A 14,441-nucleotide genomic window follows, 5' to 3' on the forward strand; every position below is an offset into this window, starting at 1 on the left:
CCTCGCCCTCCGAAGGAGGACGAAAGCTCTTGCTCTTGATGCGTTCCAGAACTCAGCAGAAAGTCAGGGCGACGGGTAGTGCCCGCCCCACGAAACCGCGGCGCTCAATGCGCCAGATCAAGCGCGTAAATCGCCGTGCCATCCCCGTTGTCCTTCAGCTGCCGGATGTTGTCCAGGCCGGCGGCCTTCGCCACGTCGAGCTTGTTGGCGGCGCCGGTGAACACGACCGGGCCGCGCACTTTCAGCGGCGCGAAATTCCAGGATGCGGGTTCGAGGTTGGCGGCGCTGATCTGCTGCTTGTGCTCGATCCACTTCGCCAGGATCTCGCGGGTGCCGTCGGGTGCGGTGAGCACGATGTTGCTGCCGTCGAGGCCGGGGAAGTGGCCGCCGCCGCTGGCGCGGTAGTTGTTGGTGACGATGATGAACGGGTCGCTCGGCGCCACCGGCTTGCCCTGGTAGCTCAGCGTGGTGATGCGCTGGCCGACCGGTTTCGACACGTCGATCACGTAATGGATGCCGCCCTGGATCTGGTCGAAGTTGTAGCCGACGAAGCGGCTGCTGATCAGCTGCTGCTCGCCGGTTTTGGCCGGGTCGATGCGGTTGAAGCGGCCGGCGGATTTTTCCAGCCAGGCCTTGAGGCCGGCGCCGTCGGTTTTCACCGCGGCCAGGGTGTTCGGATAGAAGTACAGGTCGGCGGCGCTGCGCAGGGTGAGCGGGCCGGCGGCGACGTCGGTGTAATCGTCGGGGCCGCCGAAGCCGGTGCGGAAGGCGGCGGCGGCGGACAGCACCGGCACGTCGGCCAGCTCGGGGTGCGAGCGGGGAAGTTCAGTGCGCACGTAGTCGGCCTGGGCGGCGTTGACCGGCGCCAGTGCGCTCATGTTGCCCTCGTCGGCGAAGTAGCTGCTCATTTGCACGCTGCTGTTGCCGATCGGCGTGTTGACGTAGGCGATGGCCGCTTCATGGGCCTGCTGCACCAGCGGCGCGATGGCCGGATCGGCCGGCACGCACTCGACAGCTTGCGAGCCCGACTTGTTCGGGCTGCCTGACTTGCTGCAGATCGGGCGTACTTCGCTGTGGCTTTCGTCGCGGTCGACCACCCAGCGGCCGCCCTGGCGATCCAGCACCAGCCGGATCACGCCCAGGTCCTTGCCGAAGAAGCCGCCCATCACCGTGGGCACGCCGCGGACCAGGCCGCGCTTCGCATCGACGTCCTTCATGCCGGCGTAGTGCGGGCCGGGGAATTCGGTGTGCGAGTGGCCGAGCAGCAGGGCGTCGATGCCGGGCACGCCGGCCAGGTACCAGCCCGCGTTTTCCATCTGCGGGGTGTACGGCGCGGTGTTGAGGCCGCCGTGCAGGATCGCCACGATCAGGTCGGGATGCTGCGCCTTGAGCTCGGGCAGGTATTTCTGCGCTGCCTCGACGACACCGCTGACGGTGACCTTGCCGGCCAGGTTCTGCTTGTCCCAGTCCATGATCGGCGGCGGGGTGAAGCCGATGATGCCCACCTTCAGCGGCGCCTCGATGCGGCTGCCGTCCGGGGTGTAGGCGCTGATGGTTTTCGTCACCACGGTCCACGGCCTGAAGATCGGCTTGCCGTCGCGCGCGCTGTAGACGTTGGCAAGCACCAGCGGGAAGTGCGGGCCGGCGCAGCGGTTGTCGTGGCCGCCGTCCACGTTCATCGGCGTGCCGGTGACCTGCGACAGGAAGCCCAGGCCGTAGTTGAACTCGTGGTTGCCCGCGGTGCCGCCGTCGTAGCCCATCGCGTCCATCGCCTGGTAGACGGCCAGTTCCTGCGTGCAGCCGACCGGCTTCACCAGCGCCTGGTAGTCGGCCAGCACGCTGCCCTGGATGGTGTCGCCGCTGTCGAACAGGAAGGTGTTGGGAAACTCGGCGCGGGCGCGGCGGATCAGCGTAGCGGTGCGTTCGTAGCCCAGTGACTCGTCCGGCTTCAGCTTGTAGTAGTCGTAGCTGAGCACGTTCGAATGGATGTCGGTGGTTTCCAGGATGGCCACGTTGGCGCGCGAACCGTCGGCCAGCGCGCTGCCCTGCCAGGGCAGGCCGGCGCAGCCGGCGAGCAGGGCGCCGGCGAGGGCGAGCAGGGGAGTGGTGGAGCGCAACAGGCGTGACGACATGGGGATTCCGGGGACGGGAGCTTGGGTCAGGCCGCAGAAACTAGCAGATCGGCATGGCCGGATGCGCGCCGGGGCCGATGAATGGCTCCGTTCCGGTGCGAGTGCGCCGCCGCGCAGCGCGGTGGCCAAGACCGTAAGATGACAACCCAGTGACAAGGGTCCTACAGGGGGACTGACCAGGCATGCGTCGACTATCTTTGCGCCCATCGCGAGCCGGTGTGGTGGTGTTGTGCGCGCTGGCGTTTCTGGGCGGCTGCATCGCGCTGACGGCGTGGCAGGAACCGCTGCCGCTGCAGCGGGCCTTCATCATGGCCCTGATGCTGTGCAGCTGCGGCGTGCTGCTGCTGGCGTTCGGGCGTTTTGCCAGCGGCCTGGTGGTGGGCGGCGGGCTGTTCCTGCTGCTGAAGTCGGTGGCGGTGCTGAAGCTGCGCTACCTTGATTCGCAGCTGATGCCGTCGGACTTCATCTACTACGTGCGCACCAGCCTGCTCGACACCTTGCGCCACTACCCGCATCTGTACACCGTGGGCATCGCGCTGTGCCTGCTGCTGCCGCCGCTGCTGTACCTGGTGTGGCGCTGGGACTGGCGCCTGCTGGCCAGCCTGCGTGCGTCGCGGGCGATGCCGATCCGGCTGGGCGGGATCGCGGCGTGCGCGCTGGGTTTCTGGCTGTGCATGCTGCCGGCCGGGCCGTTCGCCCGGGCGCATTCGCGCAATGCGTGGCAGAAGATGTCCGACGACGCACAGCTGACCAACTTCTTCGTGAACCTGCGCGACGCCGACGTGCAGTTGCCGCCGATGGCCAGCGACGAGGTGGCCGAGCGCGACTGGGGCGCCACCGCGTCGGGCACGCCGGCCAGCCGGCCGCCGCCGTATCCGGACATCGTGCAGGTGCTGGAGGAAAGCACCTTCGACCCGTCGAACTACACCAACTGCAACGTGCCGGCATGCCGGGCGGCGATGTTCCAGCCCGATGCGCGCACGCGGGGGCACGGCGTGCTGCGCGTGCATACCTTCGGCGGCGGCACCTGGGTCAGCGAGTTCGCCGCGCTGACCGGCATGCCGCAGGACATCTTCGGCTCCGGCGGCATGTATGCGCCCTACGTGCTGGCGCCCAACGTGCACGATGCGCTGGCGCTGCAGCTGCGCCGGCTCGGCTACCTCACCATCGGCGTGTATCCCACCGCCGCCAGCTTCATCAACGGCGACAATGCGTACCGCGCCTACGGCTTCGATCATCTGTTCGGCGCCGACGAACTGGGCCTGGAGGAATGGGAGGAAAGCGACGCGCAGATGTTCGCCGCGGCCAAACGCATCTACGACAAGCTCAGGAAGCCGGGGCAACCGGTGTTCATCATGATCCTGACCTTGAACCAGCACGGCCCGCACGACCACCAGCCGATGGACAAGCTGCCCGCGCCCTACCGCAACCTGCTGCGCGGGCTTGCGCCGGGCATGGCGCTGAACTTCGACACCTACCTGTCGCGGCTGCACGATTCGGACGTGGCGATGCGCGGGCTCGAGCGCGCCTTCCTCGACCGCCCACAGCCAACCGTGCTGGTGCACTTCGGCGATCACCAGCCCTCGTTCAACGGCGGCATCCGCAAGCTGGAGCGGAGCACGCCGCCGGCGCTGGCGCCGTATCGCGACTACCTCACCTACTACATGGTGAAGAGCAATTTCGCCGGGACGCCGTTGCCGTCGTATCCGATGCTCGACATCGCCTTCCTGCCCGGCATGGTGCTGCAGGCGGCCGGCGTGCCCACCGATGCGTACTTCACCGCGTCGCGCGAATTGCGCACGCGCTGCAGCGGCCTGTACGACGACTGCGCGATCCCCGGCGTGCTGGACTCGTACCACGCCTGGACGATCAACCGGCTGCACGTCTATCAGTGACACCCGGGGGCAGTTTGCGTCGCCCATCCGTCGCGGCGCCGGCCTGCGCCGGTGCTGTCTGACGCAGCGGAGCGGCGTCGCGGCGGAAAGCTGAATGGCAAGTGTCTTGCTTTGTTTCCGGCATGAAAGATCGCCTGCCACCGCCCCCGACTCCCACCCCCGCTGACCCGCCCGTCGACCCCACGCTGGAACAGCAGATGGCCGAGTGCGGGCTGTCCGGCGACGAGCGCCATTTCCTGCGTCATCTGCATGTGGCCGAGAAACAATTGAACGAGGCCTTCAGCCAAGCGCGTCAGGGCGGCACGCTGGAGGCCCGGATCAGCGAGGTCTACCGCGAGATGTACGGCAGCCCGCGCCGACGGGCACCCGCGCCGCGCTGAGCGGGGTCGACCCTGTCGCTCAAGCCTGGCCGACAGGTGGCGGCGTCCGGCTATGATCGACGGCAGTCGTCAACGGGGATGCGCATGTCCGTTCTTGCCTTCGATACCGCCACGCCACGCTACCCGCGAGGACTGGCGGTGGCCATCCTGCTGGCGGCATCCGCCGCCATCGCCGGCGCGCTGCTCGCGGCCAGCCATCCGTCGCCGGCGTGGCACTGGCTGCACTGGCTGGGCAAGCCGCTGGCCACCGTGCTGATCTTCGTGCTGGCCTGGCAGTCGCGGCCGGCGCAATCGCCGCGCTACCGGCGGCTGGTGCTTGCCGGCATCGCCTGCTCGCTGCTGGGCGACGTCCTGCTGATGCTGCCGGGCGACCTGTTCGTGCCGGGGCTGCTGGCCTTCCTGTGCGGCCACCTGTGTTTCATCGCCGCGTTCACCGGCGACTGCCGCTTCGCCGCGCGGCCGTGGCTGCTGCTGGCCACGCTGGGTTTCGGCGCGGTGAACATGGTCCTGCTGTGGGACGCGATCGGGCCGGCGCTGCGCATTCCGGTGATCGTCTACGTGGTGGTGCTGGCCAGCATGGGCGGCCAGGCGCTGGTGCGCGCACGGGTGCTGGCCCAACGCGGCGACCCGCAGGCGCCGGCGGCGCGGCTGGCGGCGATCGGCGGCCTGACCTTCATGCTCAGCGATTGCCTGCTGGCCTGGAACCGCTTCGACGGTCCGCTGCCGTGGTCCAGCCTGTGGGTGCTGGCGGCGTATTATCTGGCGCTGTGGTGGATCGCGCGCTCGGTGCAGCGGGTCGGGTCCCCGATCGTGACAGAGGCGGCGAAGTGAATACGCAGGAACTCATCATCACCTGGGCCACACCGGTCTTCTTCCTGCTGATCGGCATCGAATTGCTGGTGGCGAAACTGCGCGGCCGGCAGGCGTACGCCGCCAACGATGCGATCAACAGCATCGGGCTGGGCGTGATCTCGCAGCTGGTCGGCGTGTTCACCAAGCTGGTGACCATCGGCATCTATGCCTGGTGCGTCGAACACCTGGCGCTGTTCGCGCTGCCGGAGAACAGCCTGTGGGTGTGGGCCGGCGCGCTGCTGTTCTACGACTTCTGCTACTACTGGCTGCACCGGATGGGCCACGAGGTGAACATCCTGTGGGCCGCCCACGTGGTGCATCACCAGAGCGAGCATTACAACCTGTCCACCGCGCTGCGCCAGACCGGCAGCGGCGCGCTGCTGGGCTGGGTGTTCTACCTGCCGATGGCGATCGTCGGCGTGCCGCTGAAGGTGTTCGTGGTGGTGGCGCTGATCGACCTGCTGTACCAGTTCTGGGTGCACACCGAACAGATCGGCCGGCTCGGCTGGTTCGACCGGGTGTTCTGTTCGCCGTCCAACCATCGCGCCCATCACGCGGTGAACGATCGCTACCTGGACCGCAACTACGGCGGCATCCTGATCGTGTGGGATCGCCTGTTCGGCACCTTCGTCGAGGAGGACGACAGCGACAAGCCGGTCTACGGCACGCGTTCCCCGCTGCGCAGCTGGAACCCGCTGTGGGCGAACGCCGAGGTGTACTGGAAGACCGCGCAGGACGCCTGGCATGCGAAGCGCTGGCGCGACAAGCTGCTGGTGTGGATCAAGCCGCCGGGCTGGCGTCCGGCCGACGTGGCGGCGCGTTTCCCCAAGCCCGATTTCACCATGCCCACCGAGCGTTTCGATCCGCCGCTGTCGTGGCCGCTGAAACTCTACGTGCTGCTGCAGTTCGCCCTGCTGCTGGGCATGGCCACGCAGTTCCTCGGCATGGCCGGCAGCGCCGGTTTTTCCGCCCTGCTGCTGTACGCGCTGTATCTGGTCGTCAGCCTGTGCGTGATCGGTGCGTTGATGGAAGGCCGGCGTTGGGCGGCTTGGGCCGAGGGCATCCGCGTGCTGGCGACGGCCGCCGTGCCGCTGCTCAGCGGGCGCTGGTTCGGGATTGGCCATCTGGACGGCCATATCGCCCTGGCCATCGCCGTGGTGTTCGGGCTCAGCGCGCTGGTGCTGCCCTGGCTGGGCGGGCTGCGCCCGTCGTCTTCGCTGCATCACGACGTCGCGCCGGGCTGACGCCTCTCAAGAGCACCCCTCAGCCCTCCGGGCAGCTCCCCTGCGGGCAGGGGAGCGACGGCGGGTCGGTCAGAACTTCACGCGCGCTTCCACGCCCCACATCCGTGGCGGCGTGACGTAGGCGTACGGCGTGCCCAGCACGGATTGCGAGATCGTGCCCAGGCCGCTGACGTACTGCTTGTCGAACAGGTTCTGCACGTAGGCGCCGAGACCCCAGCGGCCGTTCGCCGCGTTCCAGTCGAGGCGCAGGTCGGTGCGCTGCTGCGGTTCGCCCAGGTCGAAGTTGGTCGGCAGGGCGCACTTGCCCTGGTAGACCGAGGCGTCGTTGCAGCGCATGCGTCCGCGATAGCCGTAGTTGGCGTGGAAGCTCAGCTCGCCCTGGGCCACGCCGTGCCAGGTGTAGTCGCCGCTGAGGCTGTAGGAGAACTTCGGCTCGTCCACCGGCTGGCCGGAGACATCCAGGTAGAGCGCATCGCCGTTGGTGTCGACGCCGGCCGGCACGCGTGCGGTGGAGTATTTCGAGTCGATGTAGCTGCCGTTGAAGCCCAGCCGCAGATCGTCCAGCGGCACCCACTGCACCTGCAGGTCCACGCCGGTGGCGTCCTGGCTGGTGTTGCTGACCTGGTAGGTCGGCACGCCGAGGCCGTCGGTGGACGGCACCACCACCAGGGTCTGCTTGTCGGTGTAGCGGTAGTGGTAGATCGAGGCATTCAACAGCAGGTGCTGGTCGGGGAAGGTGCTCTTGAGGCCGAGCTCGGCGTTCCACACTTTCTCCGGCTGGAACTGCGAGCCGGGCTCGGTGCCGTTGTAGCCGCCGGCCTTGTAGCCCCGGGCCAGCGACAAATAACCCATCGTGTCCGGGGTGAACTTGTAGTCGGCGACCAGCCGCGGGCTCAGGTCGTTCCAGCTGTTGTCCTTGCTGACCAGCTGGCCCACCGCGTTGGGGAAGATCTGGTTCTGGGTGAGGATGGCGCGCAGGGCGTCGGCACTCAGCGCGCCGCCGGTGAGCAGCGGTGCCAGCGCCAGGATGCCGGCCGCGTCGAGCTGGTCGACCGTCGCGTCGAGCTGGGGCGCGTAGCGCACCGGCGTGTACCAGTCGAAATACTTGCGGTCGTGGGTGTAGCGCAGGCCGGTGGTGATGTTGAGCTTGTCGGTGACGTGCCAGATCGCATCGCCGTACACCGCGTACGAATTGAAGTGGCCGTTGTTGCTGATCGTCTCGGTCCACGGATCGCCGAGCAGGCGGTAGGGCAGGTTGAACGCCTGCAGCAGCGAGTCGAAGTAGTGGAACAGCGTGCCGTCCGGGGTGAAGTTGGCGCCGAGGCCGCTGTTGATCGCCAGCGTGTCGTAGGTGTCGGTGTTCACCGTAGCCAGGCTGGTCTGTTTCGCGCGTTCCATGTAATAGCTGGCGCCGGCGACCCAGTCGACCCGCTCGTTGCTGCCGTTGAGCTTGAACTCCTGGTACAGCGTGCGCCCCTCGCTGATCACGCCGGTGTCGAGGTGGGTGGTGACGTGGTTGGTGCCGTCGCCGTCCTCGACGTGCGAGATGTTGTAGGCCGCGTAGTTGGTGGTCGAGCTGAAGCCACCCCAGTCGAAGCCGTGGTCGAAGGCCAGGGTCCAGCCGTTGTACTGGCGTCGTTCGCGGCCGCCGTCGCTGTCGTTGAAGAACGGCGCGTGGCGCGGGTCGTAGTAGGTCGACGGGTCGGCCGGGAACGGCGCGCGCTGGTACAGGTCGGTGGAGGACAGCGGGATCAGGCCCACGTCCATGCGCGAAGGCTGCTTCAGGCGATCGTGGTCCCACGACAGGTGCACGGTGCTGTCGGGCGTGACCTGCCAGCGCGCCACCATCCGTGCGCCCCATTCGTCGTCCTTGCCGTAGTGCTGGCCGGTGACGGCATCCCTGAGATAGCCGTTGCTCTGGTTGTCCAGGAAGCTCATCCGCACGGCAAGGTCCTGGTTCACCGGCACGTTGAGCAGGGCGTCGCCGTAGCGCTTGCCGTATTCGCCGTAGCGGACGCGCGCCTTGCCCTCGAGCTTGTCGGTCGGTTCGTTGGTGACGATCGAGATCGCGCCGGCGGCGGTATTGCGGCCGAACAGGGTGCCCTGGGGGCCTTTCAGCACCTCGACCCGGGCCACGTCGTTGAGCGCCATCAGCGCGCCGCCGGAGCGCGTCTGGTAGACGCCGTTGACGTAGACGCCCACGGCCGAGTCGGTGCCGATGCCGAAGTCGTTGGTCTCGATGCCGCGCATCCGGTAGGTCGGCTGGGTCGGGTCGCTGCCGTCGACCACCACGCCGGGCACGAACAGGTTGGTCTGGCTGAGGTCGGTGGCGGCGATGATGTCGAGCTGCTTCGCGGTGACGATGTCCATCGCGATCGGCACGTCCTGCACTTCCTGCGTGCGGCTCTGCGCGGTCACCGTGATCTTGCCCAGCTCGGTGGCATTCGTGGTGGTCGCTGCCGGCGGCGGGCTGGTGTCCTGCGCCGAGGCGTTGGACGACACGCCGAGCGTGCCGGCAAGCAGGGCGCAGGCGATGCCGGCAGCCAGACGATGGGTGCGGATGAGCATGGATGTATTCCCCGGGTCGTGGTCGCCTCCCTCGCCGCCCGCTCGCGGGCCGGTCGTGGATGCGTGGAAGCATGTTCGCCCGCGTCGAGCGCAGGTGTACAGGTGCAGCGCAACATGTCGCGCACGGGCCAACACGATGGGCGGTATTCGCTATGATCGCCGCTGGTTTCCGGCGGTCATGCGATCAGGGGTGTGCAATGGGTTTCCTCGGCAAGCTGGTGCGGCACAAGACGATCGAACAGTTGCAGGCCGAAGCCGGCACCCGCAGCGACTTCCGCCGGGTGCTGGGCTTGTGGCAGCTCACCGCAATCGGCATCGGCGGCATCATCGGCGTGGGCATCTTCGTGCTGGCCGGCCAGCAGGCGGCGATGAACGCGGGCCCCGCGGTGGCGATCAGCTTCCTGATCGCCGGCTTCGGCAGCGCCTGCGCCGCGTTGTGCTACGCCGAGTTCGCCGGGCTGATCCCGGTCACCGGCAGCGCCTACACCTACGGCTACGCGGTGCTCGGCGAATTCGCCGCGTGGATCATCGGCTGGGACCTGCTGCTGGAATACGCGCTGGTGGTCGCGGTGGTGGCGATCGGCTGGTCCGGCTACGTGCAGGTGCTGCTTTCATCGCTATTCGGCGTGCACCTGCCCGAGTGGGCGCAGCAGAGCATGAGCGCGCAGACCATGCAGTATTACCTGCAGCAGCTGTTCGGCCTGCACGGCTCGGCGGCGATCGCCGGGCCCAGCGACGGCCATCGCTTCAACGTGATCGCGGCGGCGGTGTCGATTGGCGTGGCGATCCTGTTGACCGTGCGCACCGAGTGGGGCGCGCGCTTCAACACCCTGGTGGTGGCGATCAAGGTGATCGGCGTGCTGCTGGTGGTGCTGGTCGGCGTGTTCTACATCGACCCGGCGAACTGGCAGCCGTTCGTGCCCGCCCGCGTGGTCGACGCCGCCACCGGGGTCGGCCACTTCGGCTGGTCGGGCGTGCTGACCGGGGCCAGCGTGGTGTTCTTCGCGGTGTTCGGCTACGACACGCTGACCACCGCGGCGGAGGAATCGAAGCACCCGCAGCGCGACCTGCCGCGCGCGGTGCTGCTGTCGCTGGCGATCGCGATGGTGCTGTACATCGCGGTGTCGCTGGTGCTCACCGGCATCACCCACTACAGCAACCTCGGCGGCGAGGCGTCGGTGTCCGACGCGTTCGAACAGATCGGCCTGCACTGGCTCAGCGTGACCATCGCGGCGGCGGCGGTGATCGGCGTCACCAGCGTGCTGTTCGCCTTCATGCTGGGCGCGGCGCGGATCTGGTTCGCGCTGGCCCGCGACGGCCTGCTGCCGGCCTGGTTCGCCAAGGTCAGCCCGCGCTTTGGCACGCCGGCGCGGCCGACCCTGATCATCGGCGTGTTCACCGCGCTGGTCGCCGGCCTGCTGCCGATCGGCGAGGTGGCCGAGCTGGTCAACATCGGCACGCTCAGCGCCTTCATCATCATCTGCGCGTCGATCATGCTGCTGCGCGTGCGCCGGCCGGACCTGCAGCGCAACTTCCGCACGCCGGCGGTGTGGTTCACCGCGCCGCTGGGCATCCTGTTTTCCGCGGCGCTGATCTACGGCCTGCCGTGGATCACCTACGAGCGCTTCATCATCTGGATGGCGCTGGGTTGCGTGGTCTATTTCGCCTACGGCATCCGCCGCAGCAAGATGGCCGGCTGATCACGGCAGGCCGAGCGGGCGCCAGCGCCGTCGCTCAGTCGACCGCGCTGGCCACGCGGTCGCGGCCGGCGCGCTTGGCCTGGCGCATCGCGCGGTCGGCGCGGATCAGCAGGGTCTCGATCGCCTCGTCGTCCGGCCGGCATTCGACCACGCCGATACTGACGCTCATGCGTCCGTCGGGGCGCTGGATGGCGTGGATCGCCAGCCGCAACTGCTCGGCCCGCTGGGTCGCCTGGGCCAGGTCGAGGCCGGGCATCAGCATCGCGAATTCCTCGCCGCCGATGCGCCCGATCAGGTCGTCCGGACGCATCTGCCGACGCATCGTGCCGGCCATCGCGATCAGCGCGGCGTCGCCGGCGGCGTGGCCAAAGTCGTCGTTGAGCGGCTTGAAGTGGTCGGCGTCGAGGTAGAGCACGCACGCGGGCAGCTTGCGATGCCGGATGTCGGCCAGCGCCAGCCGCGACAGCTGCAGGAAGCGGTTGCGCAGCAGCAGCCCGGTCAGCCCGTCGGTATTGGCCTGCTCGCGCAGGCGGCGCTCCAGCCGGAACTGCTCGAACAGCGTGCGCGCCATGAACGCGCGCAGCACCGCGGCCAGCACGATCGCCACCGCCATGTAGATCACGTACTGCAACACCTGCACGTCGTCGCTGTTGCCCAGCAGCAGCATCGGCAGCGGGCCCAGCGCGCAGACGATCATGCCGGCGACGAAATCCCAGCGACCGAGCCAGATCACCGACGAGACCACGGGCAACAGCAGGCCCGGCAACACCATCGTCTGCCGATGCGGGTTGCCGAACGTGTTGAGGTTGATGCTCACCTCCAGCAGCACCACGAACAGCAGGGTCAGCGCGCTGAGCAGGTGTGGCCGGCGCGCCTGCCGGGTGGACAGCGTCACCAGCGCCAGCGGCAACAGCGGCAACGCGCGCAGCCAGACGGACAGGAGCGGCCTCTGCAGCACGCTGCTGGCCAGCACGGCGACCAGGTAGACCAAGGTGGCCACCAGCATCAGGGCATGGATCATCGGCCCCATCCGCTGCGCGAGGTACCTGCGGTAGTCGCGCTGCTGCAGGCTGTCGTCGTGGCGCGGAAGTTGGTCGAGCAGGTCGTGCATGGGGTTCCTGAGCGGTGAAGCCGGAAGAGTTCAGCGTGGTGCGCAGCAAGATGGGTGCCAGATTCGGCACGAGCGCGGGGACGCGGCATGGCCGGCCGCGCTGGTCGTGACCTTCGGCAGGGGTGAAGGCGGTCGCGGCCGGTCTAGCATCGGGGTCTGGACTCCTGCCATGACAACTTCCCGTTGCAGGGATTCCCGGGCCCCGTCTGGCCCGAGCCGCGTCATGTCGTGATTTTTCGGCAGGCGCGGCAGCGTTCGCCAGGCTCCCCCTTTTCCATCCGGAGAACGCATTGAAAGTCACCCGCCTCGCTTCCGCCCTCGTCGCCGCCAGCTTCGGCCTGGCCAGTTTTGCCGCGTTTGCCGATGTCCCGGCGCCGCAGGATGTGCCGTTTCAGGGCACCTTGAAGGTCAATGTGGACGCCACCGACCTGGCGCGCCGGATCTTCCGCGTGCACGAGGTGATCCCGGCCCAGCCAGGCCCGCTGACCCTGCTGTATCCGCAGTGGCTGCCCGGCCACCATTCGCCCAGCGGCCCGATCGACAAGCTGGCCGGCCTGGTGGTGACCGCCAACGGCAAGACCCTGCCGTGGAAGCGCGACCCGCTGAACGTCTACGCCTTCCACGTCGACGTGCCCGCCGGCGCCAGCAACGTGGAGGTGTCGTTCGAGTTCCTCTCGCCGCAGAGCAAGAGCGAGGGGCGCGTGGTGATGACGCCGGAAATGCTGAACCTGCAGTGGAACGCCAACACCATCTACCCGGCCGGCTACTATGCCAAGCGCATCATGGCCGAGACCAGCGTGAAGTTCCCCGCCGGCTGGCAGTTCGGCACCGCGCTTGAAGTGGCCTCGCGCGATGGCGACACCGTGCACTTCAAGCCGATCGCGTACAACGACCTGGTCGACTCGCCGATCTTCGCCGGCAAGTATTTCAAGCGCATCGACCTCGATCCGGGCGCCAAGGCGCCGGTGCATCTGAACGTCGTGGCCGACGCGGCGAAGTACCTGGAAGTGACGCCCGAGCAGATCAAGCTGCATCGCAATCTGGTGCAGCAGATGTACAAGATGTACGGCGCCCACCACTACAACCACTACGACTTCCTGCTTTCGCTCAGCGACAAGATGAGCGGGCAGGGCCTGGAGCACCATCGTTCCAGCGAGAACGGCGTGGGCACCGGCTACTTCACCGAGTGGGAAAAGGGCGCGCTGGGCCGCGACCTGCTGGCCCACGAATACAACCACTCGTGGGACGGCAAGTACCGCCGTGGCGCCGACCTCACCACGGTGAACTTCAACGTGCCGATGCAGGATTCGCTGCTGTGGGTGTACGAAGGCCAGACCCAGTTCTGGGGTCACGTGATGGCCACCCGCTCGGGCCTGTGGAACGAGGAGCAGGCGCGCGACATGCTGGCCTTCGTGGCCGCCACCTACGACCGCGGTCGCCCCGGCCTGGCCAGCTGGCGCAACGTGCAGGACACCACCAACGACCCGATCATCGCCCAGCGCGCGCCGCTGCCCTACCGCAACTACCAGGGCAGCGAGGACTACTACTCGGCCGGCCAGATGATCTGGCTCGACGTCGACGCCAAGCTGCGTGACCTCAGCAAGGGCAAGCATTCCATCGACGACTTCGGCAAGGCGTTCTTCGGCATGGACAACGGCGAGTGGGCCGTGAACCCCTACACCTTCGAAGACGTGGTGAAGACGCTCAACGACATCCAGCCGTTCGACTGGGCCAGCTACCTGCGCACCCGCCTGGACGGCCACGGCCCGCTGATCGGCGGCGTCGAAGCCCACGGCTGGAAGCTGACCTACACCGACAAGCCGTCCGCCGCGGTGAAGGCCATCGAGGCCCGCCGTCATTCCGCCGACCTCACCTACTCGCTGGGCCTGTCGGTGGGCAAGGACGGCAGCATCGGCGACGTGCTGTGGGACGGCCCCGCGTTCAAGGCCGGCATTTCGCCGGCCATGAGCGTGATCGCGGTGAACGGCCACGACTACGACGCCGATGCGCTGAAGGACGCGGTCACCGCCTCGGCCAAGGACAAGAGCCTGCCGGTCGAGCTGCTGGTGAAGAACTTCGACCAGTACCAGACCATCCGCATCGACTACCACGACGGCCTGAAGTACCCGCACCTGGTGCGCGACACCAGCAAGCCGGACACCCTGAGCACCCTGCTCAAGGCCCGCTGAGGCCGTTCCGGCCTCATCAGGCACCGCGCTTCCCTTGTTCGCCTCCTCTCCCACTGGTGGGAGAGGAGCGAGGTGAGGGAAGCGCAGGTGGCCGCGCATGCCCGCCCGCGGCAACTCGGCTATACTGCGCTCCCCGCGGGCCACCGCCCCGCGCGGCCACACATGCGCCTGTAGCTCAGCTGGATAGAGTACTGCCCTCCGAAGGCAGGGGTCGTGGGTTCGAATCCCGCCAGGCGCACCATTTTTCCTGCCACCATTCCGTTCCGCCGCGTGCTCGCGGCGATGCCGTTGCGGGCGTCCGGCGCGCATGTCGCGCGGGCGACGAAGCTGTTGGCGACACTCATTGCAATCCGCGCTGGCGCTGGTGAAG

General features: G+C 67.9%; 9 protein-coding genes and 1 tRNA gene. 7 read left to right on the top strand and 3 right to left on the bottom strand.

What is annotated here, in order from left to right; translation table 11 throughout:
* Window positions 1–104: 104 nt before the first annotated feature.
* On the bottom strand, window positions 105–2,132 hold the full coding sequence (locus tag ASD82_RS08535; RefSeq protein WP_056717410.1) for a bifunctional 2',3'-cyclic-nucleotide 2'-phosphodiesterase/3'-nucleotidase: 2,028 nt from the start codon (window positions 2,130–2,132) through the stop codon (window positions 105–107).
* 182 nt (window positions 2,133–2,314) lie between these two features.
* On the opposite strand from ASD82_RS08535, the gene ASD82_RS08540 reads away from it, so the two are divergent.
* From ASD82_RS08540 to ASD82_RS08555, 4 genes are all read left to right on the top strand, one after another.
* Entirely contained in the window at window positions 2,315–4,027 is a 1,713-nt protein-coding gene (locus tag ASD82_RS08540; protein ID WP_056717411.1) for a sulfatase-like hydrolase/transferase, read from the top strand.
* Window positions 4,028–4,149: 122 nt separating this feature from the next.
* Complete coding sequence (locus tag ASD82_RS08545; RefSeq protein ID WP_235577699.1) at window positions 4,150–4,407, top strand: hypothetical protein; 258 nt, start codon at window positions 4,150–4,152, stop codon at window positions 4,405–4,407.
* A gap of 84 nt (window positions 4,408–4,491) precedes the next feature.
* A complete protein-coding gene (locus ASD82_RS08550; protein WP_056717456.1) occupies window positions 4,492–5,238 on the top strand; it encodes a lysoplasmalogenase in 747 nt (248 codons plus the stop codon).
* A complete protein-coding gene (locus ASD82_RS08555; protein ID WP_056717412.1) occupies window positions 5,235–6,503 on the top strand; it encodes a sterol desaturase family protein in 1,269 nt (422 codons plus the stop codon). Before ASD82_RS08550 ends, ASD82_RS08555 begins: the two co-directional genes overlap by 4 nt.
* Before the next feature lie 69 nt (window positions 6,504–6,572).
* Here the strand turns inward: ASD82_RS08555 and ASD82_RS08560 are convergent, their stop codons facing one another.
* On the bottom strand, window positions 6,573–9,071 hold the full coding sequence (locus tag ASD82_RS08560; RefSeq protein ID WP_056717413.1) for a TonB-dependent receptor: 2,499 nt from the start codon (window positions 9,069–9,071) through the stop codon (window positions 6,573–6,575).
* A 197-nt stretch (window positions 9,072–9,268) separates the two neighbouring features.
* Between ASD82_RS08560 and ASD82_RS08565 the strand changes: the two genes are divergently transcribed.
* On the top strand, window positions 9,269–10,771 hold the full coding sequence (locus ASD82_RS08565) for an amino acid permease (protein WP_056717414.1): 1,503 nt from the start codon (window positions 9,269–9,271) through the stop codon (window positions 10,769–10,771).
* 34 nt (window positions 10,772–10,805) lie between these two features.
* Here ASD82_RS08565 and ASD82_RS08570 read toward each other — a convergent pair whose 3' ends face one another.
* Complete coding sequence (locus tag ASD82_RS08570) at window positions 10,806–11,882, bottom strand: GGDEF domain-containing protein (RefSeq protein ID WP_056717415.1); 1,077 nt, start codon at window positions 11,880–11,882, stop codon at window positions 10,806–10,808.
* A 290-nt stretch (window positions 11,883–12,172) separates the two neighbouring features.
* On the opposite strand from ASD82_RS08570, the gene ASD82_RS08575 reads away from it, so the two are divergent.
* Both ASD82_RS08575 and ASD82_RS08580 read left to right on the top strand, forming a co-directional pair.
* Window positions 12,173–14,071, top strand: a complete 1,899-nt coding sequence (locus tag ASD82_RS08575) for a M61 family metallopeptidase (protein WP_056717416.1) — start codon at window positions 12,173–12,175, stop codon at window positions 14,069–14,071.
* A gap of 164 nt (window positions 14,072–14,235) precedes the next feature.
* Window positions 14,236–14,312, top strand: a tRNA-Arg gene (locus ASD82_RS08580).
* Window positions 14,313–14,441 lie beyond the last annotated feature (129 nt).

The organism is Rhodanobacter sp. Root179, from assembly GCF_001428465.1.
Taxonomy (GTDB): Bacteria; Pseudomonadota; Gammaproteobacteria; order Xanthomonadales; family Rhodanobacteraceae; genus Rhodanobacter.